Raw genomic sequence first — 24,386 nt, 5'->3', positions numbered from 1 at the left:
GGACGCACCCATGGCAGACATCCACATCCGGCGCAACCACCACCTTGGCCTCACCGGCGCCCGCAAGGTGGCCTGGCAATGGGCCGAGCAGGCCGAAGAGCAATTCGACATGAGCTGCACCTACGAAGAGAGCGACACCTGCGACGAGGTGCAGTTCACCCGTTCCGGCGTCACCGGTACGCTCAAGGTGTCGAACGACCACTTCGAACTGGATGCCCGGCTGGGCTTCCTGCTGGGGGCGTTCAAGGACCGGATCGAGGACGAGATCGTGAAGAACCTCGACGCCTTGCTGGCCGCGAAAAAGCCTGCCGCCAAAAAGGCCGCTGCCAAGAAAAAGGCCACCTGAGATGGTCTCGGTGGCCCTTTGTGCGGAGCGCGCTATCTGGTGCGGGTGATCAGCTGAGGCTTTCGATCAGGTCCACGTACTGCTGCATGGCGTCCTCACTGGACACACCCTTGAACCCGTTCCAGGCATCCCACTTGGCGCGCCCCACCATGTCACCAAAGCCGGGCTTCTTGTCGGCGTTGTCACCAGCGGTCGTCTGCTTGTAGAGCGCGTAGATCTTCAGCAGTGTCGCATTGTCGGGGCGCTCGCTGAGGTTCTTGGAGTTGGCAACGGCAGCTTCGAAGCGGGCTTTGAGATCAGACATAAAGGTCTCCTGTTGGAATGGATCAACGTCGGTAGTGTCGAGCCGGTGCGCCTCGCAGGGCCACCGTGATGAAATCGGATAATGCCGACCAAAGAACGTGTAGACGATTGCCGTGGGGATCGCGGAGATCGTCAACACGTTCTTAGGGCTCGCCCGGTATCTTACGTGCTGACCTGACGGCAGAATAGAGGCGACACTCTCACAACAACAACCCCCCAGCCGCACACGATCGCACCGATCGGGCGGGCTCAGGGCAGCAGGAGACACCATGGTTCAGCGCGTTCGCCGCCCAGCGGCTCACCCCGCCACGCCAGCCGCGGCCGCCCCCTTGTCCCGCCGAAAGAGAGCATCTGTCCCACAAAGAGAAACCCAGGCAACGAAGCCCCGGGCACCTCAAGCCAGACCTTCGATCGCCAACAGTCTGGGCCTTGAGGGGGAGCGCATGAGCAAGGTCGACACGGCCTGGCTGCGCATGGACTCGGCGTCCAACCTCATGATGATTGTCGGGGTCTGGGTGCTGCGCCCGGGCATCACCCTGGCCGCCCTGAGCGAACGCGTGCGCGAGCGCCTGTTGCCCTACCGTCGTTTCGTGCAGATCGCTCGCCAGGATGCCGCAGGCGCCCACTGGGCAGACGATCCAGACTTCCAGCTCGAAAGGCATGTGCTTGCACGGCCGCTCGAACGTCAGAGAGGGCAGAGCGAACAAGCGGCCCTGCAAGACCGTGTGGCGCACCTGACCATGCAGCCGCTCGATCCCGATCACCCGTTGTGGCAGTTCGAATTGATCGAGCAATACCAGGGCGGCTCCGCGCTGGTCGCTCGCATCCATCACTGCATCGCCGACGGGATCGCGCTCATCAGCGTGATGATGAGCCTGGTCGACGGCGGCGCCCCGCCGCCGCAACGCAAATCACCCAAAACTGCCCGAGCAGGCATGGAAGCGGCCGAAGACTGGGTGGCCGATTCGCTGATCCGCCCTTTGGGCGAACTGACCGCGCGCGCACTGGAAGTGGCAGGCGGCGGCGCTGCGAAATCGCTATCCATGCTCGCCTCGCCGCAACAGGGCCTGAGCGACACCCTCAGCCAAGCCATGGACATCGCCCGCATCGGCGGGCAACTGGCCAGCGATCTGGCCGCGCTGGCCCTCATGCCGGACGACTCCCCCACCCGGCTCAAAGGCCAGCCCGGCCAGCACAAGCGCGTTGCCTGGTGCGAACCCATCCCGCTCGACGAAGTCAAGGCCATCAGCAAGGCATTGAAGTGCTCCATCAACGACGTGCTGCTGAGCTGCGTGGCCGGCGCCATTGGCGCCTACCTTCGCCACCAGGGCGATGACCCCCGGGGCAAAGAAATCCGCGCCATGGTACCGATCAATCTGCGGCCCATGTCCGACGCATGGAAACTGGGCAACCGTTTTGGTCTCGTGCCTTTGGTGCTGCCGATTGGCCTGGACAACCCCATCGAGCGCGCATTGGCGGTTCGCGCCCGCATGACCAGCCTCAAGGGCAGCCTCCAGCCCTTGTTGACCTTCGGGCTGCTGTCGGTCGCTGGCCTGTTGATCAAGCCGGCGCAAGACGCCATGCTCAGCCTGTTCGGGCGCAAGACCACGGCCGTCATGACCAACGTACCCGGACCCAGCGAAAAGCTCAAGGTTTGCGGCTCCACGCTGGAACAGACGATGTTCTGGGTGCCGCAGTCCGGCACCGTGGGACTCGGCGTGTCGATCCTGAGCTATGGCGGGGGGGTTCAGTTTGGTGTGATCGCCGACACCACGCTGTGCCCCGATCCGCAAAAAATCATCGATGAGTTCGAACCCGAGTTCCGCCGCCTGCTGACTTTGACGCTGATGTTGCCGTGGGGAGGAGATTGACCCCGCGCGCCGCAGGCGGCGCGCGGGGTCAGCCCAACCTTCGATCGGCGATCTCCAGCAGGCCGTCAAAGATCAGGCTTTCCACCAGCTCCACTGGCGTGGACATGCTCGGTGCCATCTTCCAGCCCGCGCCACCGGTCATGTAGCAGACCGGGGCATAGCCGCTGTGTTTCTGCAGGTTCTCCACCATGCGCTGGACCGCACCGGCGATCGCGAACGTGCCCCCACTGGTGAGGGCGTCGCTGGTGTTGGTCGGGAAATCGCGCACCTCGCCGGTGGGCACATGCAGTCCGGCGGTGCCTGACTCCAATGCGCGCAACATGATCCCGTGCCCGGGCAGGATGATGCCGCCGAGGAAACGGCCGTCGATGTCGAGGGCCTCAACCGTGACCGCCGTGCCCACCATCACGACCACGCAAGGCCTGGCTGGCCCTTGAGACAACAGCCGCTGGCGCGCACCGATCATGGCAACCCAGCGATCGGTACCCAGGCGCGCAGGGTGGTCGTAACCATTGACGACACCCGCTTCTTCGCTGCTGGAAACCACCCAGCGCGGCACCACATCCCACAACTCCAGCTGCTCTTCGACACGGCGCTTGACGGCGTCGCCCGCCACCACGCAACCCATCACCCAGTTCGGCGGCGGCAGGTCGGCCCAGTCGCCTTCCGCCAGTTTTTCAATGTTTTCCAGGAACTGGGCCCCATGCGCCAGCAACCGGGCGCCCACGCGTGGTGCTTCGTAGAGTGCCCATTTCAGGCGGGTGTTCCCAACGTCCAGGGCCAAAAAAGTCATGGCCGCATTATGACCATGAGGCGCCGCGTGCAATGCGGCGGCGCAACAGAGGTAGGATGAACCGGTCGTGTCGGATCAGAACACGCCGATCCAGCAGGCTCTCTGCACCGCCGCGAGCTTGTTGTCGGTCTGCAGTTTGGCCATGGCGTTCGACAGGTGGTAGTTCACCGTCCGTTCGGAACAGTCCATGCGCTGCGCTGTTTCGCGGGCGGTCAGCCCTTCAAATGCCAGATGCAGGCTTTCCTGCTCGCGAGGACTCAGCGTGACACGTTTCTCAGCGATCGATCGCTTGAGCATGGGCCAGATGTTGAAGGCCGACCAGGCCAGTACCGCCGCTTCCGACCGATCTGCAAAGGACTTCGGGCTAAACATGAAACACTCGAAGGCGCGTCCTGCCGGCAGGGTGAAGGCCACACGAACCAGCGTCTGGTGGCCGTGCGCCAGCCACAGACGGCGCCAGCGACTGCCGCTGTCCATCGACGATTTGGAAATGTCCTGCCAAGCGACCAGAGGCGCGTCACTGTCGCGCCAGCTTGCCCCAAAATCCCGGCTGTCGGCCAGCGCCTGTGCAGCACCCAGCAGCCGGGGCGGGTGAATGGCCAGCACCTGTCGGTCGTCGCGCCCACCCATGGGATCGGGACCCAGCACCAATACCGCTTCAACACCTTGGTCGTGCAGTGCGCAAACCCAGTCGGCCAGGACAGCGTCCAGGCCGACACTGTCAAAGTTGACAGGTAAGGTCATGGTCATGATCAGGAAAAGCCTTCAACTGTGACAATACGTTTCGGTCTCATCTGGCGGTCAAGACTCCCCAACGGAAGGAATACATAGTGCGTCTGGACCGATTGTGGCTCCACAGTACAAAAGCTCGCCTTTGGCGAGGGATGCAGGACGAGATCGTCCACGCCCCGCTGGAGGCTATTTTGCATCCATCGCGCTACCGATTGATCTGGATCGGTTTTTTTACCTTTTTTGGCCACATCATCATCGCGATCGTCTGGGGGTACCTGATTCCTCAGCCCTACGAAAACTTTGCGGTACGGGCGCTGATGGCGCTGCTTTCGATCATGTATGTGATGCCGGAGGTGCTGCGCGATCCCATGTCGCACAGCAGCGGTCGCTACTTCGGTGCCGCCACCTGGATACAGCTTCCGTGGTTTTTCAGCTGGATGTACGCAATGAACGGGGGCAACGCGGCCTGGTTGGCCAGCATGACGGCCATGATCCTGATCTACTACCATGCCACCGACTGGCGACTGGCGACACTGGGCCTGATCGCCGGTTTGCCCACGGGCTACCTGGTCGCGCATGCGATGCAAGGCCAACCGCCAGAATTCAGCACCCCTGGCGTGGCCGTTGTGGTCATCGGCTTTGCCTGGATCATGGGACTCATGCTCGGGTTCTCCAGTGCCAACCTGCGCAGAACGCGCATGCTCAACACGCTGAGCACCATGGGTGTGATGGCGCACGAACTGCGCACGCCGCTGGCCACCGTCAACCTGCTGGGCGATGTGATGCGCAACCTGGTGCAGCACGATGTACCCGAAAGCAAACGCAAGCGCATCGAAGAGCTTTCGGGCCGGTTGCAGAGCCTGGTGCGCAGCATGAACCAGCAGATCGACACCCAGATCTCCAATGCGCAGCTCTTCAGGCTGCCGCGCAACCAGACGCTCATCAGGGCCGCCGAGGTGGTGCAGGACACGGTGAATCAGTATCCCTACCGATCCACGCGCGAACGTGATTGTGTGCGTGTGCACATCCAGCAGGACTTCTGCTTCCAGGGTTCGCGCCCGTTGTTTGGGCAGGTGCTGTCCAACCTGATCAAGAACGCGCTGCACTCGCTGGCGTCCGCCAGCAGCGCACCGAGTCCGGGCGACCTTCGGGTCGACGTGGGCATTCACCACGGTAAAGGGCGCATCGCGGTGTCCGACGAAGGCGTCGGCATCCCCCACGACCTGCAACAGCGGATTTTCGAGCCGTTCTACTCGACCCAGTCCGGCGCCGGCAGCGGTCTCGGACTCACTTTCTGCAAGAACGTCGTGGAATCCGCCCACGGCACACTCAGCGTGCACTCCGAAGTTTCGCGAGGAGCCGTCTTCATGATCGATCTGCCGCTCACGCAGATTCCGCGCGCCCTAACCGACACCACAGAATGACAATGCGATGGCACTGACACTTTCACTCTTTCACCGTCCGGGGAGCATCCTGTTCCTCGACGACGACCCTGACTACCTCGACATGCTGGGCATGGTGGTGCCCGCCAACTGGCAGATCGAGCTGTTCTCCCGCCCGTCGGGCTTCAGCGAACGCATGCGCCAGGAACCCGCCCGCTGGGAAGCCGACGCCAACCTCCAGTTGCAGATGATCGATCGCTGGCGACAGGGTCAGCCGCTCATCCCTCAGGTGCTCCGGTACTGGGGGAACAACCCCTCCCGGTACAACCTGGCCAAAACCTGTGTGATCGATTTCGCCATGCCCGGCACCAACGGCCTGCAGGTGCTGGACACCTTACTGGACTGGCCGGGTTCCCGCGTGCTGCTGACCGGTCAGGCCGACGAGCAGATCGCCGTGCAGGCCTTCAACAACGGACTCATCGACCAGTTCGTGCCCAAACAGGCGCCCGACATCACCCGGCTGCTCATGAGCGTGCTGCGCAGACTGTCAACTGCGCCGCATGCCCGGGTCAATGCGATGTGGCGGGGCGCGCTGCAGCCGGTCCAGCAGTCAATCTTGCAGGTACCGTCGGTGTCTCAGGCGCTCCAGGCTTATGTCGAGCAGCACTGGGTCGAATACGCCGTGCTCGGCCAGCCCTTCGGTCTGCTCGGACTGGACGCCACCGGGCGCTGCCAGTGGCTGCAGTTGGAAGTCGCGTCCAGTCTGGGGGATCTGGCAGAACTCGTAGCCACGGCGGGTCTGCCTTTCGACACGGTGCGCGCCGTTCGGGCCGGACGCCTGCTGGCGGCCGTCGAACTGCACCAGCAACTGGGGCTGCGCGGCCCCGTGCGCACGGCGCCAGCCATTCCCATGGGCAGCGACAGCATGCTGCTGGCAGCCTCCTTCCCCCTGGAAGCCGACGAGCTGCCTCAGCCCATCTATGGCTACCAGCACGTGCTGAGCGGCATGAGCTCACGCACCATTTGCGATGATTAGTACACCCCCCGCGCCGCTTCGCGTCACCCCCCTCAAGGGGGGCGGCACTGGCCGTCTGGCAAAGCCAGCCCGGCGGTGCCCCTGGTGGGCGTCATTTCACTCGTCGCGGGTGGGCGCTCCGGCGCGATGAATAGCTGAAGTAAACACCCCCGCGCCGCTTCGCGTCACCCCCTTCAATGGGGGGCGGCACTGGCCGTCTGGCAAAGCCAGCCCGGCGGTGCCCCTGGAGGGCGTTGCTTCACTCGTCGTGGGTCGCGCTCTGCGCGTTCATCCGCGCCCGTCGCGCAATGATCCAGTCCCAGGGCTTCACGATGGGCGCAATGTCTCTGGCCACGGCTTCCAGGTGTTCCAGCTCGGCTTCGGTGAGTGCAGCGTTCAGCGTGAGGCGTACCAGGGCGCGATTGCGACTGGTTGCCGGTGCACAGAAGATGGCACCGAACACGCCCCGCTCTTCGAGCGCATCCCGCAGCGCCATGGTTTCGGGCTCGGTGCCGGCCTCCAGTGCAATGATCTGCTCGGTGCCCTGGTGGATCGGGTAGCCCATGTCGGACAGGGACTGCCGCACCCGGCGCGTCATGCTCCTGAGTCGCTCGCGGGCCACGTCTGCCGCTTTCAACACCCCCACCGTGGCCTTGAGGCCGGCGATTTCCGAGGGCAGCAGGCACGAACTGAAGATGTTCGGGTAACTTGAACTCAGGATGTAGTAGCGCATGCTGGCGGGCGCGGTGAAGAAGCCGGCGCGCCCGGCCACCGACTTGGCCAGACTCGCGGAGATGAAATGCACGCGATCGGTCAGCCCCAGTTCGGCGCACAGTCCCGCCCCCGCCGGGCCATGGGTGCCCAGTGAGTGGGATTCATCGACCAGGATCATGCTGCCGTGCTTTTCGACCACCTCCACCATGGCCTTCAGCGGGCACACGGCGCCGGTGGTGCTGTAGACCGAATCCACCACCACAACACCAGGCCCTTTCTTGCTCATCATGCGATCGAGGTGATCGGGGTCGTTGTGGCGGAACGCATGTGCCGGCGCTCGGGCCGCATGCGCACCTTCCCAAAGCGAGGTGTGGGCCATGGTGTCGATGTAGACCGGCGTCTGCGGGTCTGCGATCGACTGCAGCAGGCCCACATTCGCCGAATAGCCGGACTGGCACAGGAACGCGTCTTCCTTGCCCACCCAGTCGGCCAGGGTCTGCTCGAACACCCGGGAGGGATGCTGTTGCAGCAGGAAAACGCCCGATTGAACGACGAATTCGCTGCTCTTGGTGATGGCATCGACCTGGGCTTTGACGATGTCCGGGTGGCCGGTCACACCCAGGTAGTCATTGCCGTCGAGCCGCACGGCATTGGGCCCAGGCGCCCGCCCGTGCAGCACAAATTTGCCGCCCCAGGAACCATTCCAGCGGGGCATGAATTCCCGCTCGATTCTTGCTTGCAAGGTGGCCGACAGGCCGGGATCTCGAGATTTGGTGGATTCAATTTGCCCCAACGCTTCCATGGTGTTCTCCTAAAAGGATGGAAAACCCCATTGAAAGAAGAAATTGGGCAATATGACCGTGACCCCTGTCATATCTGACAGGGGTTGTTACTCTTTCTACTCAAGTTTGATGTATAGCCGCCGATAAAAGGGCTTGCAACCGGACGGCCGCGATCAGTTCTGGCGCCAGGGCAGGCCGTGGCGCTTCCAGCCCCCGCGATGCCCGCGTTGTGCCTGGGCGTCGGGATCGCCCTCAAATCCCTCGAGGATGTTGTAGGCCTCCAGGCCCAGTTCGGTCGCCCGCTTGGCGGCAGCAATGGACCGCACACCGCTGCGACACAGCATCACCAGCTTCTTGCCGCCAGCGCCCGCCTGGCGGACGCCCTCGTCAAACGCCGGATTCATGGCCATGCCGGGCCACTGCTTCCAGGCCACGGCGAGCGCATCCGGTACAAAACCAACCCATTCGCGCTCGGCGTCCGTCCGCACGTCCACCAGGGTCGCCACTCCCTCCTGCACCCATTGCCAGGCGAGTTGCGGCGACACGTCACCGGCGTAACCGGCCTGGACCGGGCGGGGCTGCAGGAGCAAGGCACCATCCAGGTCGTGCCGGATGCCCGAGGTCAGGTTGGCAGGGACTGCTTCATCGATCCGCTTCGGCTTGGGCAGGTCCAGCGCCGCCATGATGGCCACGAACTCGGCCTCGCTCTTGCCAGCAACGCGCGGATTGCCAGACCTTTCCTGCCCGATGGTGGAGTGGCTGCGCCCCTGGTAGTCGTGACCTGGCCAGACGGTGGTGTCGTCTGGCAAGGCAAACAACACCTCGGTCAGGCTGCGGTACAGATCCGAAGCATTGCCTGACTGGAAATCGGTTCGGCCACAGCCGTTGATCAGCAATGTGTCGCCCGTGAACACATGGTCCCGCCACACATAACTCATGCTGCCCGCCGTGTGCCCCGGGGTGTGCAGGGCCTTGAGGGTTTCGCCGCCAAAAGGGAGACTGTCGCCATGCCGGAGCTGCACCCCGGCGGTGCCGATGCCACAGCCTTGTGGCGCGGCGGTGCGAGCACCTGCCAGTTCGGCCAGCTTGCCAGCGCTGGTGATGTGGTCGGCATGGGCATGGGTCTCCACCGCCCACACCAGCTTGAGTCCGTATTCGCGCAGCGTGGCCAGGTCGCGTTCAAGCTGCTCATCCACCGGGTCGATGATGACGGCGTCGCGCGTGCCCTGGTCAAACAGCACATAGGTGTAGGTGCTGGAGGTGGGGTCAAAAAGCTGAATCGGTTTCATGGCAATCCTCCTTATGTCAGGAATATTTCGACAGCATCTCGGCCACGTCGTCGGCCGGCACGCTGCCCTCAGCGATCACGCAGCCCACCAGGGCGAAGAAGGATTTGTCGAGCGCCTTGCGCACGGCAGCCAGTTGCTGGGCCACCTTCTCGCAGTCGGCTTCGGTCTCGATGAGCTTCTGAATGCCTCGCACCTGGCCTTCTGCGCGCTTGAGTCGCAGAATCAGTGAACGTTTGCGCTCAGCATCTCGGACGATGGTCATGAATGGGCTCCATTGGGTTCCATCCCGGCAAGGCGGGATGGATGGTGACAGGGACAAAGGATCCGCAATTTTATACTCCTTAGGGTATTTTTATGCCCCGGCACTCACAAGACCAGACCGGGCATGCGACCTCAGAACACGACGGCGGGAGACCCTCAACCAAGGGTGAACACCATGGTCTTTGACAAAGTGCTGGAGTAAGATTCACAATTGACGTTTACGTAAACGTCAATCAATCCCGTCCACCCGTTGCCCGGCTCATCGCACCCGTGGCCTACCGGAGCACTGCATGCCCAGCTCGAGCGAGATTTCGCTGCCATTTCCCGTGGCCGCCATCCAGGCCTCCAAAGGCAGCCTGTGGGCCGACTGGCAGGTACCGGTCGCGCGCAATGGAAAAGACGTCGATCTCAAGGCGCTCGACACCGGCGCCAAACCCTATTCCAACGGCAACAAGACTGCAGACAAGGCCGCTGTCGAGGTTCTGGCCGAAGAGCTCGATCGGTTGCAGGAAGTGTTCTATGCCGACAAGCGCTTCAAGCTGCTGCTGGTGCTGCAAGGCACCGACACGTCGGGCAAGGACGGCACCGTGCGCGGTGTGTTCTCGCGCACTAGCCCGCTAGGGGTGCACACCGTGGGCTGGAAGGCACCGACCGAAACCGAACGCGCGCACGACTACCTCTGGCGCATCCACCAGCGGGTGCCGGGCGCAGGCGAGATCATGGTCTTCAACCGCAGCCACTATGAAGACGTGCTGGTTCCACCGGTCAACCGCTGGATCACACCGGAACAGACCCGTCAGCGCTTTGAACACATCAACGCCTTCGAGCGCATGCTGGCCGAGACAGGCACGGTCATTCTCAAGTGCATGCTGCACATCGGATTCGATGAGCAGCGCGAACGCCTGCAGGCCCGGATCGACGACCCCACCAAGCACTGGAAGTTCAGCCACGGCGACCTGGAGGTGCGACAGCAATGGGGTGACTACCAGAAGGCCTATGAAAACCTGCTCGGTGCCACCAGCACGCCCTGGGCCCCATGGACGGTGGTGCCCGCCGATTCCAAGACCCACCGCAATTTGATGATCGCCACCCTGGTGCGCGACACGCTCAAGGCGCTTGACCTCCGCTACCCGCCCGATGACCCTTCGCTGGCCGGCCTGCGCATTGCCTGACATTGAATACCTGACCTGACCCAACCCCACCCGCCATGACCCAACTCAACGCCGACTACCAGGCCCTCGCCAGCTACCGCCCCACGCACAAGGTGCGCTTCGTCACCGCCGCCAGCCTGTTTGACGGCCACGACGCGGCCATCAACATCATGCGTCGCATCCTGCAAGGCATGGGCGCCGAGGTGATCCACCTGGGCCACAACCGCAGCGTGGACGAAGTGGTGACGGCGGCCCTGCAGGAAGACGTGCAGGGCATTGCCATCAGCTCGTACCAGGGCGGCCATGTGGAGTACTTCAAGTACATGGTGGACCTGCTCAAGGCACGCGGGGGCGAGCACATCCAGGTGTTCGGTGGCGGCGGTGGCGTGATCGTGCCCAGCGAGATCCGCGAGCTGCAGGACTACGGCGTGGCGCGCATCTACAGCCCCGAAGACGGCCAGCGCATGGGCCTGGCCGGCATGATCGGCGAAATGGTGATGCGCTGCGATCGTGACCTCACCCCGCACGCACCCAAGGCGCTGAGTGCCATCGAAGGCCAGGGCGAGATGAACTGGTGCGCGCTGGCCCAACTCATCACGGCGCTGGAAAGTGGCAAGGCCGATCCGTCGATCGTGACCGCCCTGCACGAACAGGCCAAGGCGCGCAAAGTGCCGGTTCTGGGCATCACCGGCACCGGCGGCGCAGGCAAGTCCTCGCTCACCGACGAACTCATTCGCCGCCTGCGGCTGGATCAAGACGATGCGATGCGCGTGGCGGTGATCAGCATCGATCCCTCGCGCCGCAAGAGTGGCGGTGCGCTGCTGGGCGACCGCATCCGCATGAATGCGATCGGGCCATGGCAACAAGAGCAACGCGTGTTCATGCGAAGCCTCGCCACTCGCGACTTTGGTAGCGAAATCAGCGCCGCCCTGCCCGACGTGATCGCCGCCTGCAAGGTCGCCGCCTTTGACTTGATCATCGTCGAGACCTCCGGCATCGGCCAGGGCGACGCGGCCATCGTGCCGCACGTGGACATTCCCATGTACGTGATGACGCCGGAATTCGGCGCCGCCAGCCAGCTGGAGAAGATCGATATGCTCGACTTCGCGGAGTTCGTGGCCATCAACAAGTTCGACCGCAAAGGCGCCAGTGACGCGCTGCGCGACGTGGCCAAGCAGGTGCAGCGCAACAAGGAAGCCTGGACCACGCCCACCGAACAGATGCCGGTGTTCGGCACAATGGCCGCGCGCTTCAACGACGACGGTGTGACCGCCCTGTATCAGGCGCTCAAGGTCCGCCTGACCGAACTGGGGCTGGCACTGGCCGAAGGCCGCTTGCCCCAGGTGGCCGTGCGCCACAGCACCAACCAGACCCCCATCGTGCCCGGCGCACGCACGCGCTACCTGGCGGAGATCAGCGACACCGTGCGCGGCTACAAAAAGGCAGCGCGCGAGCAGGCGCGCCTGGCGCGTGAAATCCAGCAGCTGCACGCCAGCGCAGCCATGCTGCGTGTGGAGAAGCCGGAGCGCTCGCGCGCAGCCGAAGCCGTGATCGACCTGGCCCAGGTACGCGAACTCAACCAGGACCCGGCCGCCCGCAAGCTGCTGGCCCAATGGCCCGACATGCAGAAGGCCTACGCGGGCGACGAGTACGTGGTGAAGATCCGCGACAAGGAAATCCGCACCGCGCTGACCACCAAGAGCCTTTCTGGCACCACCATCCGCAAGGTGGCTCTGCCGCAGTACGAAGACCATGGCGAGATCCTGAAGTGGCTGATGCTGGACAACGTGCCCGGCAGCTTCCCCTACACCGCCGGCACCTTCGCCTTCAAGCGCGAAGGCGAAGACCCTACCCGCATGTTCGCCGGTGAAGGCGACGCCTTCCGCACCAACCGCCGCTTCAAGCTGCTCTCTGCCGGCACGCCTGCCAAGCGCCTCTCCACCGCCTTCGACTCGGTCACGCTCTACGGTAACGACCCCGACCCGCGTCCCGACATCTACGGCAAGGTGGGCAACTCCGGTGTGAGCATTGCCACGCTGGACGACATGAAAGTGCTCTACAGCGGCTTCGACCTCTGCCACCCGGCCACGTCGGTTTCCATGACCATCAACGGACCGGCACCCAGCATCCTGGCGATGTTCATGAACACCGCCATCGACCAGAACCTGGAAAAGTTTCAGGCGGAGAACGGCCGCGAGCCCACCGCCACCGAAGCCGCCAAGATCCGCGAGTGGGTGTTGGCCAACGTGCGCGGCACGGTGCAGGCCGACATCCTGAAGGAAGACCAAGGCCAGAACACCTGCATCTTCTCGACCGAGTTCAGCCTGAAGGTGATGGGCGACATCGCCGAGTATTTCGTGCACCACGACGTGCGCAACTTCTATTCGGTGAGCATCAGTGGCTACCACATCGCCGAGGCCGGCGCCAACCCCATCAGCCAGCTCGCCTTCACGCTCAGCAACGGCTTCACCTTCGTGGAGGCGTACCTGGCGCGCGGCATGCACATCGACGACTTCGCGCCCAACCTGAGCTTCTTCTTCAGCAACGGCATGGACCCGGAGTACACCGTGCTGGGGCGGGTGGCCCGCCGCATCTGGGCCGTGGCCATGCGCGACAAGTACGGCGCCAACGAACGCAGCCAGAAATTAAAGTACCACGTGCAGACCAGTGGCCGCTCACTGCACGCGCAAGAGATCCAGTTCAACGACATCCGCACCACACTGCAAGCGCTGATCGCCATTTACGACAACTGCAACAGCCTGCACACCAACGCCTTCGACGAGGCCATCACCACGCCCACGGAAGATTCGGTGCGTCGCGCCATGGCGATCCAGCTCATCATCAACCGCGAGTGGGGTCTGGCCAAAAACGAAAACCCTAACCAGGGCGCCTTCATCATCGACGAGCTCACCGAACTGGTGGAAGAGGCGGTGCTGCAGGAGTTCGAAAAGATCGCCGAGCGCGGCGGCGTGCTGGGCGCGATGGAAACCGGCTACCAGCGCGGCAAGATCCAGGACGAGTCCATGCACTACGAGATGCTCAAGCACACGGGTGAGTACCCCATCGTGGGCGTGAACACCTTCCGCAACCCCAACGGCGAGGCCGCACCCGACACGCTGGAACTCGCCCGCTCCACCGACGAAGAGAAACAGAGCCAGTTGCAGCGTCTGGCCGACTTCCATGCCCGCCATGCCAGCGCATCGCCCGCCATGCTCAAACGCCTGCAGCAGTCGGTGATCGACAACGGCAACGTGTTCGAGGTGCTGATGGATGCGGTGCGCGTGTGCTCCCTGGGGCAGATCACGCGCGCCCTGTTCGAGGTGGGGGGGCAGTACCGGCGCAACATGTGAAGCTGGCTGCCCAGCACAGCCGGCGCCCTCGGGCGCCAGGGAGCGCCTACGACCGGTTCGCCAGCGGCAGATTGAGCAGCAGATTCTGTGGCTTAAGCTTGAGCAGGCCGCCCTCGGTCATGGCCATGCCCAGGTACACCGGCTTGCCGTGCATTTCGGGCAAGACGTGGGCAGGATCATCGAACTGCAGGCGAAACAGGCTGATCAGGCGCGCCTGCCGCTCGGGCTCCACCGCGTGACCCTGGTAGAGATCGTTGAGCAATCGACTGGATTCCACGTCGAGCCCCAGGTGCCAGCGCCAAGACGGATCGTCCACCCGTGCTTCCGGGCGGATCTGAACGCCCGTCCCCAGGAAATGCCGCACCCAGCGTTGCAACACGCGGGCCAAGGCCTTCAGCCCGGAGTTTGAGCGCGTCATCGTGAGCGTGAGCCCGTGCGGCAGCTCGTTCTGCACCTCGTGCGTCAGGTCCAGCACGAAGTTGAACCGCCCCGCACCCAACCGGCTTTCCATGTAGCGCGCGCCATTGGCCTCGGCCAACACCTCCACCTGCACCGCAGGCAAGGCAGCCCCGCCCTGCAACAGCAGCCGCCCCACCGCGCCAGCGCCACCCGTCTCGTTCAGCATGTCCAGCGTGTCGGCGTCACCGCTGAGCACCCGCCCCTCGCTCACACTCACCCGTTGCCGACGGAACAGCATTTCAGCTGCTCGCCAGCACAGGGGATCTGCCTCGTCTGCCAGCAAGTGGCTGACGATGGCCTGCACCATGAGGTCCAGGAACAGCGGCGGCACCACAATGGAGCCTTGCTTGAAGAAACCGGCATAGGCCGCCTCAAGCGAACCCGCCGCCATCACGGCATCGCGAAAATCAAGGAACAGCCGGTGATTGGCCCGCACGTCGTCGTCCGCCAAGGCATCCAGCTCCGCCCGCGGCACCGCACGCAAAGGGTCATGCTGCAAAGCCTCGTGCAACGCACGCTCGGCGTCACACGACTCCTCCACCAGCGCCAGCTCGGGCCGCTCCAGCCACAGGTGCCAGTAGTCGGCAGTGGGCACCAGCCAGCCTCGCGCGTCGCTGGAAAGGCGGTCGTGACCGCATGAAGACCAGAAGGTTTCAGGCTGAGTGGGCATGGAGGCAATCAACGAGCTGCATTGAAGGTGTGCAGCGGCTCAAGGGCGGGGTTGCGTGCGATTGTCCTTCACTGCCACAACCCAGCGCTCGGCAATGCCTTCGCAGGACAGAACACAGGCTTGGCAGCCCACAGCGCTACTGCGCAGCCCCATCCAATTGTTCGTTGCGCTTGTTCATTTGCTCCATCGACTGCTGAACCTGCTGCCGCACCTGTTCCTGCGTCTTGCGGGCCTGTTCCAGTTCCATCTGCTTGGTGGCTCCGGCCGTGGCGGCGGTGCCGGCGCTTTCGAGCCCGCAGCCGGCAAGAATCAGCGGCGTGACAGTGATTGCCAGAAGGCCAGCTTTGTATCTGATGTTCATGATGCACTCTTGAAAGGGGCGTTGGTACTCACGGTGGCACCACGTTTTGCACCCAGCCACCCCGACTGCCGGAAAACGATGTCAGAAAAGAAAAAGCGACCGTCTTTCGAAGGCCGCTTTTTGCTTTTGTTTTTGCTTTTGCTTTGCTAACCAGTTGGCCAGCAAAACAATTATTTGGTGGCTGGGACAGAATCGAAAGATTCGCTATAGGCCCCGCCATTCCTCACTCTCACAACCGTCAATTTTCGCAGGGTACACGCTGGGATACACCTAACAGGCCTGCAGAAAACCGGAAATTGCGGCTCCGCTCCACAGACATTTCCGCTGCTGCACTGGATTATGTCGCATTCGCTCCAGCACGCCAAACGGCGCAAGGAGACCACGCCGGTGGCCGCTGATCATGGTCGTCGCGTTCGTCGACTTCGTTGGCCAGGCCAGAGGGCTACCTCGATCAACTGCCCGCAGTCCTCCGGTTCAGACTGCACACAGGGTTCAGGCAAGCAAGGCCTACAGCTTTGCCGCCTGCTTTTCAAAGTCTGCTGGCCGACGCTGGCTAAAGGTCTGCAAGTTGCCGAGTTTCCAGCGCAGCGCAGGCAGTTCAGACGCATGCGGGCATTGGAGCAATGTCCAATCTGGCTGTGCAGGGGCCAGACCCGTCAGGAACTGTTTGTGTTGGCGATCCATGGCCATCCGCCTGGTCTTGCGTTGCGGGTAATTGCAGAAGGCGTCGAACTGAGTCCGCCTAGGATGGAGATAGGTGGTCAGCGACAACTGGTGTCAGCAGGTTCCACACGGCCGCCTGCTGAGCGCACCACAGTTACACTTCGCGAACTCCAGTGCAATCCGAACATGTTTGAACGCTTCGCCCACGGTTAGCGGGCTCCAAGCCCTCCTTCTCTGCTGGCGATTTCAGCCACTCACTTTTGAACCAAAAGAACAAACTGGCCTCGCAGCACGCTGCGCGGCAGACGCACCACTTGATCCACAGCCTGGGCGGCCTGCCCTTGCTCGGGTTGGCCTACGTCGCAGGTCTGGCGCTCCAGGGCTTGGGCCTCGTGACCAACCTCTTCCCCAATACAGTGTTGTGGTGTCTGCCTGCCTATTTGTTGGCCGCTCACCTGATTTACCGCTCGGTGCACCTACCTGTGGTGGAGCAGTTCAGCATGTTGATTATCAACAGCCTGGCTCCTTATCCGGTGCTGATGCTGGGCTTTGCGTTGTTGCAACACCGCTATTCGCGCGGCGCAGTGCTAACGGCCGCACTGATCACGATGACGTGGTTCTGGCTGGTGGAAATGCGGGCCCGCAAGCGCCAGAAGTTGGTGCTGGTACACCTGGACCCAGAAGCCCCAGCCAACCTGAAAAACAAGTTGGGCGCACGACAAGCAGAGCTCATGCGGCACATCGAGCTGGTGTTTTGGCCCATTGGCGAAACCTCGTTACCAGCCTGCAACGGGGCGCTCATCACCGACAAGCCAGAGAGCCCTGAACAAGCCCACCAGCTGGCTCAGCTCAAGCTGCATCACATCCGGCTGTATTCAGTGGCAGTCTTGGCCGAGTCCCTGACCGGAAAAAAAGCTCGCGAAGCCCTCACCGACCCGCTTTGGCAGCCCGACAGCAATCCTGCCTACGATGCAGTCAAGCGAATCGCCGACTGCACTTTGGTTGTGTTGCTCGCGCCATTCTGGGTGCCACTTGGGCTGCTGGTGGCGGCGGCCATCCGCATGGACTCCCCTGGCCCCGCCCTGTTCAGCCAGACGCGGACTGGCTGGCACGGCAAGCCGTTTCGAATCTGGAAGTTCCGGACCATGGTCCAGAGCAAGCACCAGGAAACCCAATTCGCACAAAAAAACGATTCGCGAATCACCCGGCTGGGGCGTTTCCTGCGCAAGAGCCGTCTCGACGAAATCCCCCAACTGGTGAACGTGCTGCTCGGCCACATGAGCCTGATTGGCCCACGACCCGAGCAGCATGCATTCGTCGAAAAATTTGCAATCGAAATTCCAAGCTATCCGTACCGCCATCTGGTTCGCCCCGGCCTGACCGGTTGGGCGCAGGTAATGCAGGGCTACGCAGCGAGTGCTGGTGAAACGCATTTGAAGCTGCAGTACGACCTGTACTACGTTTCGCATTATTCGATTGCGCTTGATCTTCTGATCGCTGTAAAAACCGTTAGAACCATCTTGACTGGTTTCGGGGCGCGCTAGATCTAATCGACATACTCAACCTAGAATTAAGTTCGCAAACTAAATGCCGAAATCTTCAGACTTATACGACCTTCAGGCGGCCGAATATTCAGTACGCCTTCAAGCCGTGAACGGCATAAAAACAAAAATAGTAAGCCGCGCGAACAACAGAAACGCCACCTTCTCCCCGCAACACCCTCCAATGATAGAGAGCTGCAGAAATCTTGTTGCTGGAAACAGAATTACGCCTCACCCTATAGAACGCCAAGGGCGCTTGTAATCCTATCGCGCAACCACCATTTTTGAGAATCCGAAGCCAAAGTCCGTAATCCTGCCTCTTTCTAATATTTGGCATCAAGAGCTTTCCGCCGCAGCGGACGGTATCATATATTGCTGTTGAGCAACCAATCGGGTTAAATTTCAAAAGATCTTTAAAAGAGACTACGGCAGGTACAGTGATCAATCTATGCCCACGGTCGTCTTGATGAATTTTTTCATATGAAGAGAAACACATGTGAGCATTACCAGTCTTAAGCGCCTCCAGTTGTGTAGCAAGTTTCTCAGGGCGCCACCAATCATCACTGTCCAAAAAAGCAATATACCGTCCTTGCGAAACACTAATTGCCGCATTTCGTGCGCCTGCCGCCCCCCGGTTCTCTGGAAGGATCAGAAGTTTTATTCTAGAATCCGAAACCTGGTAAGACCTCACCACATCTACCGAATTATCGGTTGAGCGGTCATCAACCACAATCAATTCCCATTCCTTGAACGTCTGCTCAATCACGGACTCAATGGCAACCCCAATAAAAGAGGCTGAATTGAAGCAAGGCATTATAATAGATACCAACATTTTGACTCAAACAATCAAATATGGATATTGACGCCATTTAAAGCAAACGGCAAGGTCCCCCACAAAAGGACCAGGGAAATCAACTATCAGAAAACCGAGGAAAAAGAGACAATGAAAGGCTGCAGATGCTCGTCGAGTGCAGCATGAAATTACAAATTAACTCACGGAGCGCAATACCGATACGATTTTGCGTGCAGCACCACCCTCGCCGTAGGGCACAACATTTTCACCCTTTACTCCAATACGGGCGAACATTGTTTTTGCAATTTCAACATCATTGATCGGCGGTTGCAAGATATTCCATCCGGAATGCACCAGCTCGACCCACTCGGTCTCATCACGCAAAGTCACACAAGGCACTTTGTGAAAGAATGCTTCTTTTTGCATACCACCGGAGTCAGTTGCAATCAAACCAGCATTCTTTTCAAGCTCAATCATTTCAAGATATCCCAAGGGCTCAGTGATATGGATTCTCCTTTTTAATAGCTCCCAATCGTGCAATTGCTGTAGAATCGCTCGGGTTCTCGGATGCAGCGGCCATACCACCGGTATTTCAGCGGCCACACGCAAAAGAGCATTTACGATCACTCGCAGGCGTTCCGGGTGATCGGTGTTTTCGGCACGATGGATGGTAGCCAGAACATACTCACCAGGATGTATCTCGAATTGTTCCAGCAATCCCGGCCTGGTGCTCTTCAAGCCACCATGATGCAGCGCCACATCCAGCATCACGTCTCCCACATTGATAATCTGTTCAGCGGCAAAGCCTTCACGACGCAAATGCCCGACAGCGACGTCGGAGGGCGCAAATAACCACCTGGAAATACGATCTGTGAGAATCCGGTTAACTTCTTCCGGCATGGCCATGTTGAAACTGCGCAAACCGGCCTCCACGTGCGCCACAGGGATGTGAAGCTTCACCGCAGCCAAGGCGCCAGCCAGTGTGGAGTTCGTATCGCCGTAGACGAGAACAACATCTGGCTTTTCCAATAGCAGCACACGCTCCACTTCGGCCAACATGCGTCCTGTCATGGCGCCGTGAGTGCCGCCATGAATATCCAAGAAATAATCAGGCTTGCACATGTCGAGTTCAGAGAAAAAAACCTCGGACATGTTCGCGTCGAAATGCTGGCCGGTGTGCACCAGAACCTCCTTCAAGTTGTCGGCCTTTTTGATGGCGTGCGACACCACGCTTGCCTTGATAAACTGTGGGCGAGCGCCCAGCACAGTGACGATTTTCTTCATACCGGTTCTTCTTTTGTGGCAAACAGTTTCTCGTAGAAAGCAAGCAGCTTCTTCTCCTCAATGCCCCAGTTGTAGCGCTCTTGTACTGCTTTTTGACCGTTGCGACCCATTCTCTCTGCACTTTCAGGGTCAGCCACAAGTTGGTTTATAGCCTCCGCTATCGCTCGTGGGTTTAGCGGGTCCACGCATAGGCCACACTGATTGCCCTCCACGATCTCCCGCCAAAGGGGAAAATCGGAGGCAATTACCGGAATCCCTGCACTCATGTACTCAAACATTTTGACGGGTAAAGCGTCCAGATAGTTGACCACTGGATGCAAGATTACTAGCCCGGCCACAGAGTCTTTCAGCAAAACACGAACTTGATCTCTATTAAGAAATCCGAGATCGTCAACAAAAATCCAACCTGCTTGGCACTCCAACTCTCTTCTGAACTCAGGTTCAGAACACCGTCCGCCCAATGATAGTCTTCCTCCCGGCCAGTTGGTCAATGCCATTGCTTGCACCGCCTCGAGGATCCCTCTTATGCGAGCGATACCCCCGACATAGGCAACCTGCTTTCTCTTCTTTGACCAGTCGATCGTCCCAGGTGCAAGCTCACCCAGCATAGGGAAATTGTTAATATCAACCACATTCGAGTGAATGCGAAGGTATTTTTCGCGGATAAAGGGGGTCGCCGCAATGATTCCGTCCAGGCGGCGACAAACTCGATTCTCATACGCAGCAAAGGCCCATGACGCCAGCCTGCGAGCGACTGGATTAAGGTAAGGCTTACCCAATAGCTGCTTAGGCACATCCTCATGGGCGTCGAAGATCACGCGCTTGCCAAGTTTTTTGAGCTTGAGCCCCACGGGAAGCAGTTCTGGGTCATGCAGGTGGTAGACATCAGCATCCAGCTCAACGGCCTTTGCCAACACACGACGGGTGACATTGCGCATCCTGTCCAAACGACCAGATGGCGCTCCCACGTCATGGATTGACACCCCGTCTCGCACTGCATCTCCGATACCGTCAGCCACCACCAATGCCACTTCGTGACCCGCTCGCGCCAGGGACCGGCACTGCTTGAGAAAAATGCGCGTGTCGATGCGGGGGTGAGCAGATGTGAGGTGAACGATGCGGATCTCACAGGTCATGGTACACCTCCACGAGCACCTTTTCCTGCTCCTCCCAGCAATACCTGCGACGCACAGTCTTGACGCGGCTGACCAGCGACTCGTAATCCATGGCCTGCAGGGATGCCAAGGCCCTGCGGAATCCTTCCGCATCGTTGCTCTCGGCGACCACACCAATATTGTTCTGCTCGATCAAGCGCTTCATTTCGACCAGATTGGAGCTCAACACGGGAATACCTGCCATGAGGTATTCAAACATCTTGTTGGGCGAACAATACCTGTGATTCAGACAGTTGTCTTCATAGAAGAGAACTCCATAATCAGCTGAGGATGTATAGTCAAGCAGCTCTCGAGGAGATACAGCGGGATGGAAAAATACACGGGCATCTTTAATCTGATACTCGAGAACCAAACTCTCTAGTGGCCCATATCCCATCACCACAAAAACCACTTTGTCATCTAAGAGTTCAGAAAATGCCTGAAGCAGGATTTCGATGCCTCTTCCCTTGCTGAGCCCTCCTTGGTATAGCACAATGATCTGATCCTGCCGAATACCAAAGCGATCGCGAAAAACGTCCCGCTTTTTTGATTCCGAAAACGGGGGACAGTTCAACACCAGCGAAGGTTTACGTATGCGATACAGACGCACGTACTCGTTGGCAATCGCTTCACTCACGGTCATTACGCGGTCAGCAAAGCGAATCAATATTCGCTCCAGCATGTAGTTGACCGCTATGTTGACACGCCTCGTCGGGCTGACTCGATGAATTTCATACTCATGAGCGTCGTAGACCACTTTCACACGCCCAAGATTTAATATTTTTGCCGCCACACCGATTGGAAGGGCATTCAGATCGTTGCAGTGAACGATGTCAGCGTGGCGGCAGTAGAACAGCGCACGAAAAAAGAATTCAAAATATTTTAGCAACTGGACCAGTTTAACCTTGGACCATGGTCTGGACACGAGTTTGACCCGGCGCACAGGAATACCATCAATAACTTCGTGCTCGGACAGATCTCGACCATGCAAGGCAATCACATGTACGGCATGCCCCAAGGATTGCAAGGAAATGGCTTCCTTCAGCACCCTTGAATCATTTGTGAAATCATTCAGGACGATCAGAACAATTTTTGCTTTCACGATTGCCTTTGATATTTTCCACCGCTGTACCGTGCTCCCGACTCAACAACTCCTCGAGCGTCCTTACAGTGATATTTGATTCGGCGAAATAATCTGACGCGATTTCATAAGTCGAAGCGAGCGGAGCCATCGACTGCACCTTGGCAAGGAGTTCCCCTGCTGTGTCAGCAACACACATTACACCGCGATTTATATACGAGTCAAAGTAAAACTTCCCGATCCGGCCATAGGCGGTATCAGTTACAACAATGGTCCCAACACCAAACGCCATTGCTTCCAATGCACATGTTGAGGACTCTGTGATATGCACGTCAATGTTCTGAAACAATTCATACAGCAGCGAATCGCTCTCGCCGACGATCTTGACCCCTTTATGCCCGGTAGCAGCAAAAAGTGCACAATCCGTTTCACGATCTTTTGTCGATCTGATAGGATGGAATCGAATCATCCAATCCCAGGCTTGGGGACTTTTTTTTATAGCATCCAATAGAATACTGGAAACTTCGTGCTGCAGAGTAACCAAAATGGTCTTCTGCCCTGGATCAGAGTTTCTAAGCGAAAAATCATTGGAACGCCATCTATTCAACCAAGGATTACCTCCAATCAACAATTGTGATCCACCTTGCAAACCAGGATTGTAGGCTATCAAATCATGAACTGACGTACGACCCCAGCACCAGAATATATCCGGAAAAACCTCATAACCGCCAGGGGGATATTTCTGCCAACCAGAATAGGCAAAATGCCCCCTCCCTTGCACACCATGCTGGAGTTCCACAGTCGAAATACCCAGGCGCGAAGCAGCCAATGTAAGCGCCATCGTGCGATTACTGTACCAGCATACAGCAATCACGATCTTTGGCTGGATTTTACTTAGTTTTCTTTCAAAAATTTTTGCCATCTCGGTCACCAATACAATGTGACCACATACTTCTTCCCATTTCAAAGACCGTCCGACAGTTTTGATAAACATTGGCTGCAATTCTGAAAACCAACCGGGTTCCGGTAGTTTCCTGAGATGCGCAAAGGTTCGATATAACTCATCAACGACTTCAATCGATATTTTGTGACTCGGAGAATATTGGGGCATTTTGCTGTCGCCCACCTCCCAGACGATCACCGGCTTATCCATGCTCTTAAGTATTTCGATCAATGGATCGGTGTAGATTTCATAAAAGCATTCGCGCCACCATACCCGACGTCCTGACTGAGTAAGGAATACCACTGACGCGGTATTTGTTTCGCTACCGGCTGCTTTTTCAGTGCCTCTCGACTGTCGAATCAGAGCCCTAAGATAACCGACCATTGGGCGAATCAGCCCCATCCAAACTCGGTTCAGTACAGTCGGTGATTTGCGCGGAAAGGCATTGAAACCCAGCAAGATCCGCACCAACGGCCACACGTGCCATCCATCAGCCTTGTACGCCGTTACATCATGGGTGGCCTCGAAAGCCTTAATTACCTCAAGTTTTTCTATTGCATTCATCAAGTCCACGCTTGTCCGGGCAGGCTGCTGTCAAGCGAAAAGCCGCCGGCAGTAGCGGTGTCACCTTTATCCATGGGCATGTGCCTATCAATGATCGAAGCAACCAACGCCGAATATGCGATTGCTGCAGGCTCATCCAGCTTGTCACTGGAACCTTCAAGCCATGCATCCATCTGCGATGAGGCACTAGCGTCGAGAGCTGTTTGCACGGATTGGGCTTCTATCTCTTTTCCATCAGGAACCAATTGATATCGTCCTGTGGAAAATTGGGATCGCGGTGATAGGCGAATCCATAATCAACCAGGCTCATCCCGGGATGCCTGTCCATGAGTTCCCCTGCAAAGTCACGTTTAAAAAGCCGATCCGTGTGACCCCGGTAAGAAATCGACATTGGCGTGGGATTATAGTATTCAGCAACAAGCAAATAGCGACCACAACTCTTTACAAGCTTGTCATACACCTGCGCAAGCTCACCGGGGTTGATGTGGATGAGAACTGTTTTAATAAGGACAAGATCATAGGTTTGCACTGGCTCGAAATCCAGAACAGAGCCAAGGTGAATTTGAGCTGGAGGCACCACCTCAGACAGCAGGCTTGCAGCCTCAGCATTAATTTCTATTCCATGTAACTTGATGCTTGGATACAGCAACTTTATGGCCATCAAATTCATGCCAATATTGGCACCGAACTCCATACAACTCCTGAGACCACGTGTTGCACGAAGCGCTTTGCTAAAAAAGTCTATATTGGCAGCCTTAAGTGCATTACCTTGATTGCGCTTAACATAGTCTGAGCCAAAATCACCGGCCCAAAAGGTTTCCTGCTCCGTTTTAAAACTCATATCTATTCCTAGGATCGCTGGTTGAAGGCCTGACTATCGATTC

The 24,386-nt window shown here is 59.2% G+C and carries 23 protein-coding genes and 1 pseudogene; 7 read left to right on the top strand and 17 right to left on the bottom strand.

Features of this window, described 5'->3' with window-relative positions:
- The first annotated feature begins 10 nt into the window (after positions 1-10).
- On the top strand, positions 11-346 hold the full coding sequence (locus J2W49_RS21520; RefSeq protein ID WP_310320974.1) for a polyhydroxyalkanoic acid system family protein: 336 nt from the start codon (positions 11-13) through the stop codon (positions 344-346).
- 49 nt (positions 347-395) lie between these two features.
- On the opposite strand, the gene J2W49_RS21515 is transcribed toward J2W49_RS21520, so the two are convergent.
- Positions 396-650, bottom strand: a complete 255-nt coding sequence (locus J2W49_RS21515) for an acyl-CoA-binding protein (RefSeq protein ID WP_310320971.1) — start codon at positions 648-650, stop codon at positions 396-398.
- Between the two features lie 442 nt (positions 651-1,092).
- Between J2W49_RS21515 and J2W49_RS21510 the strand changes: the two genes are divergently transcribed.
- Positions 1,093-2,520 carry a wax ester/triacylglycerol synthase family O-acyltransferase gene (locus J2W49_RS21510; protein WP_310320968.1) on the top strand — a complete coding sequence of 476 codons (1,428 nt, stop codon included), beginning with the start codon at positions 1,093-1,095 and terminating at the stop codon, positions 2,518-2,520.
- A gap of 28 nt (positions 2,521-2,548) precedes the next feature.
- On the opposite strand, the gene J2W49_RS21505 is transcribed toward J2W49_RS21510, so the two are convergent.
- Both J2W49_RS21505 and J2W49_RS21500 read right to left on the bottom strand, forming a co-directional pair.
- On the bottom strand, positions 2,549-3,313 hold the full coding sequence (locus tag J2W49_RS21505; RefSeq protein WP_310320964.1) for a type III pantothenate kinase: 765 nt from the start codon (positions 3,311-3,313) through the stop codon (positions 2,549-2,551).
- 75 nt (positions 3,314-3,388) lie between these two features.
- Positions 3,389-4,057 (bottom strand): helix-turn-helix transcriptional regulator, encoded by a 669-nt coding sequence (locus J2W49_RS21500; RefSeq protein WP_310320961.1) that lies wholly within the window; start codon positions 4,055-4,057, stop codon positions 3,389-3,391.
- A 179-nt stretch (positions 4,058-4,236) separates the two neighbouring features.
- On the opposite strand from J2W49_RS21500, the gene J2W49_RS21495 reads away from it, so the two are divergent.
- Together J2W49_RS21495 and J2W49_RS21490 are read left to right on the top strand one after the other, a co-directional pair.
- Complete coding sequence (locus J2W49_RS21495; protein WP_310320960.1) at positions 4,237-5,469, top strand: sensor histidine kinase; 1,233 nt, start codon at positions 4,237-4,239, stop codon at positions 5,467-5,469.
- Between the two features lie 7 nt (positions 5,470-5,476).
- Entirely contained in the window at positions 5,477-6,463 is a 987-nt protein-coding gene (locus J2W49_RS21490; RefSeq protein ID WP_310320959.1) for a DNA-binding transcriptional response regulator, read from the top strand.
- Positions 6,464-6,701: 238 nt separating this feature from the next.
- Here J2W49_RS21490 and cqsA read toward each other — a convergent pair whose 3' ends face one another.
- The 4 genes and pseudogenes from cqsA to J2W49_RS21470 form a co-directional block, all read right to left on the bottom strand.
- Positions 6,702-7,958 carry an alpha-hydroxyketone-type quorum-sensing autoinducer synthase gene (gene cqsA, locus J2W49_RS21485; RefSeq protein WP_310320957.1) on the bottom strand — a complete coding sequence of 419 codons (1,257 nt, stop codon included), beginning with the start codon at positions 7,956-7,958 and terminating at the stop codon, positions 6,702-6,704.
- A gap of 153 nt (positions 7,959-8,111) precedes the next feature.
- Positions 8,112-8,522 (bottom strand): rhodanese-like domain-containing protein, encoded by a 411-nt coding sequence (locus tag J2W49_RS21480; RefSeq protein ID WP_405001066.1) that lies wholly within the window; start codon positions 8,520-8,522, stop codon positions 8,112-8,114.
- A gap of 204 nt (positions 8,523-8,726) precedes the next feature.
- Positions 8,727-9,227: pseudogene (locus J2W49_RS21475) on the bottom strand (MBL fold metallo-hydrolase); the annotation flags it as partial.
- A gap of 16 nt (positions 9,228-9,243) precedes the next feature.
- Positions 9,244-9,489 (bottom strand): metal-sensitive transcriptional regulator, encoded by a 246-nt coding sequence (locus J2W49_RS21470; protein WP_310320955.1) that lies wholly within the window; start codon positions 9,487-9,489, stop codon positions 9,244-9,246.
- 289 nt (positions 9,490-9,778) lie between these two features.
- Here J2W49_RS21470 and J2W49_RS21465 point away from each other — a divergent pair, with 289 nt between their 5' ends.
- Together J2W49_RS21465 and icmF are read left to right on the top strand one after the other, a co-directional pair.
- Entirely contained in the window at positions 9,779-10,660 is an 882-nt protein-coding gene (locus tag J2W49_RS21465) for a PPK2 family polyphosphate kinase (RefSeq protein ID WP_310320954.1), read from the top strand.
- A 35-nt stretch (positions 10,661-10,695) separates the two neighbouring features.
- Positions 10,696-13,989, top strand: coding sequence for a fused isobutyryl-CoA mutase/GTPase IcmF (icmF, locus tag J2W49_RS21460; protein ID WP_310320952.1), 3,294 nt, complete (start codon positions 10,696-10,698; stop codon positions 13,987-13,989).
- A 46-nt stretch (positions 13,990-14,035) separates the two neighbouring features.
- On the opposite strand, the gene J2W49_RS21455 is transcribed toward icmF, so the two are convergent.
- The 3 genes from J2W49_RS21455 to J2W49_RS25800 form a co-directional block, all read right to left on the bottom strand.
- Positions 14,036-15,118: a DUF6352 family protein gene (locus J2W49_RS21455; RefSeq protein ID WP_310320949.1), complete on the bottom strand. Its 1,083-nt coding sequence runs from the start codon at positions 15,116-15,118 to the stop codon at positions 14,036-14,038.
- A 136-nt stretch (positions 15,119-15,254) separates the two neighbouring features.
- Positions 15,255-15,479 (bottom strand): hypothetical protein, encoded by a 225-nt coding sequence (locus tag J2W49_RS21450; RefSeq protein ID WP_310320948.1) that lies wholly within the window; start codon positions 15,477-15,479, stop codon positions 15,255-15,257.
- 507 nt (positions 15,480-15,986) lie between these two features.
- Entirely contained in the window at positions 15,987-16,250 is a 264-nt protein-coding gene (locus J2W49_RS25800) for a hypothetical protein (protein WP_310320945.1), read from the bottom strand.
- 152 nt (positions 16,251-16,402) lie between these two features.
- Between J2W49_RS25800 and J2W49_RS21440 the strand changes: the two genes are divergently transcribed.
- Positions 16,403-17,686, top strand: coding sequence for a sugar transferase (locus J2W49_RS21440; protein ID WP_310320943.1), 1,284 nt, complete (start codon positions 16,403-16,405; stop codon positions 17,684-17,686).
- 88 nt (positions 17,687-17,774) lie between these two features.
- Here J2W49_RS21440 and J2W49_RS21435 read toward each other — a convergent pair whose 3' ends face one another.
- The 7 genes from J2W49_RS21435 to J2W49_RS21405 all read right to left on the bottom strand — a co-directional run bounded on the left by J2W49_RS21435 (position 17,775) and on the right by J2W49_RS21405 (position 24,343).
- The gene (locus J2W49_RS21435) at positions 17,775-18,515 is read right to left on the bottom strand and encodes a glycosyltransferase family 2 protein (RefSeq protein ID WP_310320941.1); all 741 of its coding nucleotides are present in this window, start codon (positions 18,513-18,515) and stop codon (positions 17,775-17,777) included.
- 156 nt (positions 18,516-18,671) lie between these two features.
- Positions 18,672-19,760, bottom strand: a complete 1,089-nt coding sequence (wecB, locus tag J2W49_RS21430) for a non-hydrolyzing UDP-N-acetylglucosamine 2-epimerase (RefSeq protein WP_310320939.1) — start codon at positions 19,758-19,760, stop codon at positions 18,672-18,674.
- Positions 19,757-20,896 (bottom strand): glycosyltransferase family 4 protein, encoded by a 1,140-nt coding sequence (locus J2W49_RS21425; protein WP_310320937.1) that lies wholly within the window; start codon positions 20,894-20,896, stop codon positions 19,757-19,759. The genes wecB and J2W49_RS21425 overlap by 4 nt, the downstream gene beginning before the upstream one ends.
- Positions 20,886-22,016 carry a glycosyltransferase family 4 protein gene (locus tag J2W49_RS21420; protein WP_310320935.1) on the bottom strand — a complete coding sequence of 377 codons (1,131 nt, stop codon included), beginning with the start codon at positions 22,014-22,016 and terminating at the stop codon, positions 20,886-20,888. The genes J2W49_RS21425 and J2W49_RS21420 overlap by 11 nt, the downstream gene beginning before the upstream one ends.
- Complete coding sequence (locus J2W49_RS21415; RefSeq protein WP_310320933.1) at positions 21,982-23,511, bottom strand: hypothetical protein; 1,530 nt, start codon at positions 23,509-23,511, stop codon at positions 21,982-21,984. The genes J2W49_RS21420 and J2W49_RS21415 overlap by 35 nt, the downstream gene beginning before the upstream one ends.
- Positions 23,502-23,711 (bottom strand): hypothetical protein, encoded by a 210-nt coding sequence (locus J2W49_RS21410; RefSeq protein WP_310320932.1) that lies wholly within the window; start codon positions 23,709-23,711, stop codon positions 23,502-23,504. Before J2W49_RS21410 ends, J2W49_RS21415 begins: the two co-directional genes overlap by 10 nt.
- Positions 23,712-23,722: 11 nt before the next feature.
- Entirely contained in the window at positions 23,723-24,343 is a 621-nt protein-coding gene (locus tag J2W49_RS21405; protein WP_310320930.1) for a pseudaminic acid biosynthesis-associated methylase, read from the bottom strand.
- Positions 24,344-24,386 lie beyond the last annotated feature (43 nt).

Source organism: Hydrogenophaga palleronii (assembly GCF_031457455.1).
Lineage (GTDB): Bacteria > Pseudomonadota > Gammaproteobacteria > Burkholderiales > Burkholderiaceae_C > Hydrogenophaga > Hydrogenophaga palleronii_A.
Note: the sequence above shows the minus strand (reverse complement) of the source record. Positions and strands in the feature narration are given on the sequence as shown.

Coding starts and splice junctions, on each gene's coding strand:
- J2W49_RS21435 (WP_310320941.1), bottom strand. CDS start 18,515: ATGTTGGTATCTATTATAATGCCTTGCTTCAATTCAGCCTCTTTTATT.
- J2W49_RS21520 (WP_310320974.1), top strand. CDS start 11: ATGGCAGACATCCACATCCGGCGCAACCACCACCTTGGCCTCACCGGC.
- wecB (WP_310320939.1), bottom strand. CDS start 19,760: ATGAAGAAAATCGTCACTGTGCTGGGCGCTCGCCCACAGTTTATCAAG.
- J2W49_RS21465 (WP_310320954.1), top strand. CDS start 9,779: ATGCCCAGCTCGAGCGAGATTTCGCTGCCATTTCCCGTGGCCGCCATC.
- J2W49_RS21500 (WP_310320961.1), bottom strand. CDS start 4,057: ATGACCTTACCTGTCAACTTTGACAGTGTCGGCCTGGACGCTGTCCTG.
- J2W49_RS21505 (WP_310320964.1), bottom strand. CDS start 3,313: ATGACTTTTTTGGCCCTGGACGTTGGGAACACCCGCCTGAAATGGGCA.
- J2W49_RS21450 (WP_310320948.1), bottom strand. CDS start 15,479: ATGAACATCAGATACAAAGCTGGCCTTCTGGCAATCACTGTCACGCCG.
- cqsA (WP_310320957.1), bottom strand. CDS start 7,958: ATGGAAGCGTTGGGGCAAATTGAATCCACCAAATCTCGAGATCCCGGC.
- J2W49_RS21405 (WP_310320930.1), bottom strand. CDS start 24,343: ATGAGTTTTAAAACGGAGCAGGAAACCTTTTGGGCCGGTGATTTTGGC.
- J2W49_RS21490 (WP_310320959.1), top strand. CDS start 5,477: ATGGCACTGACACTTTCACTCTTTCACCGTCCGGGGAGCATCCTGTTC.
- J2W49_RS21455 (WP_310320949.1), bottom strand. CDS start 15,118: ATGCCCACTCAGCCTGAAACCTTCTGGTCTTCATGCGGTCACGACCGC.
- J2W49_RS21515 (WP_310320971.1), bottom strand. CDS start 650: ATGTCTGATCTCAAAGCCCGCTTCGAAGCTGCCGTTGCCAACTCCAAG.
- icmF (WP_310320952.1), top strand. CDS start 10,696: ATGACCCAACTCAACGCCGACTACCAGGCCCTCGCCAGCTACCGCCCC.
- J2W49_RS21425 (WP_310320937.1), bottom strand. CDS start 20,896: ATGACCTGTGAGATCCGCATCGTTCACCTCACATCTGCTCACCCCCGC.
- J2W49_RS21510 (WP_310320968.1), top strand. CDS start 1,093: ATGAGCAAGGTCGACACGGCCTGGCTGCGCATGGACTCGGCGTCCAAC.
- J2W49_RS21470 (WP_310320955.1), bottom strand. CDS start 9,489: ATGACCATCGTCCGAGATGCTGAGCGCAAACGTTCACTGATTCTGCGA.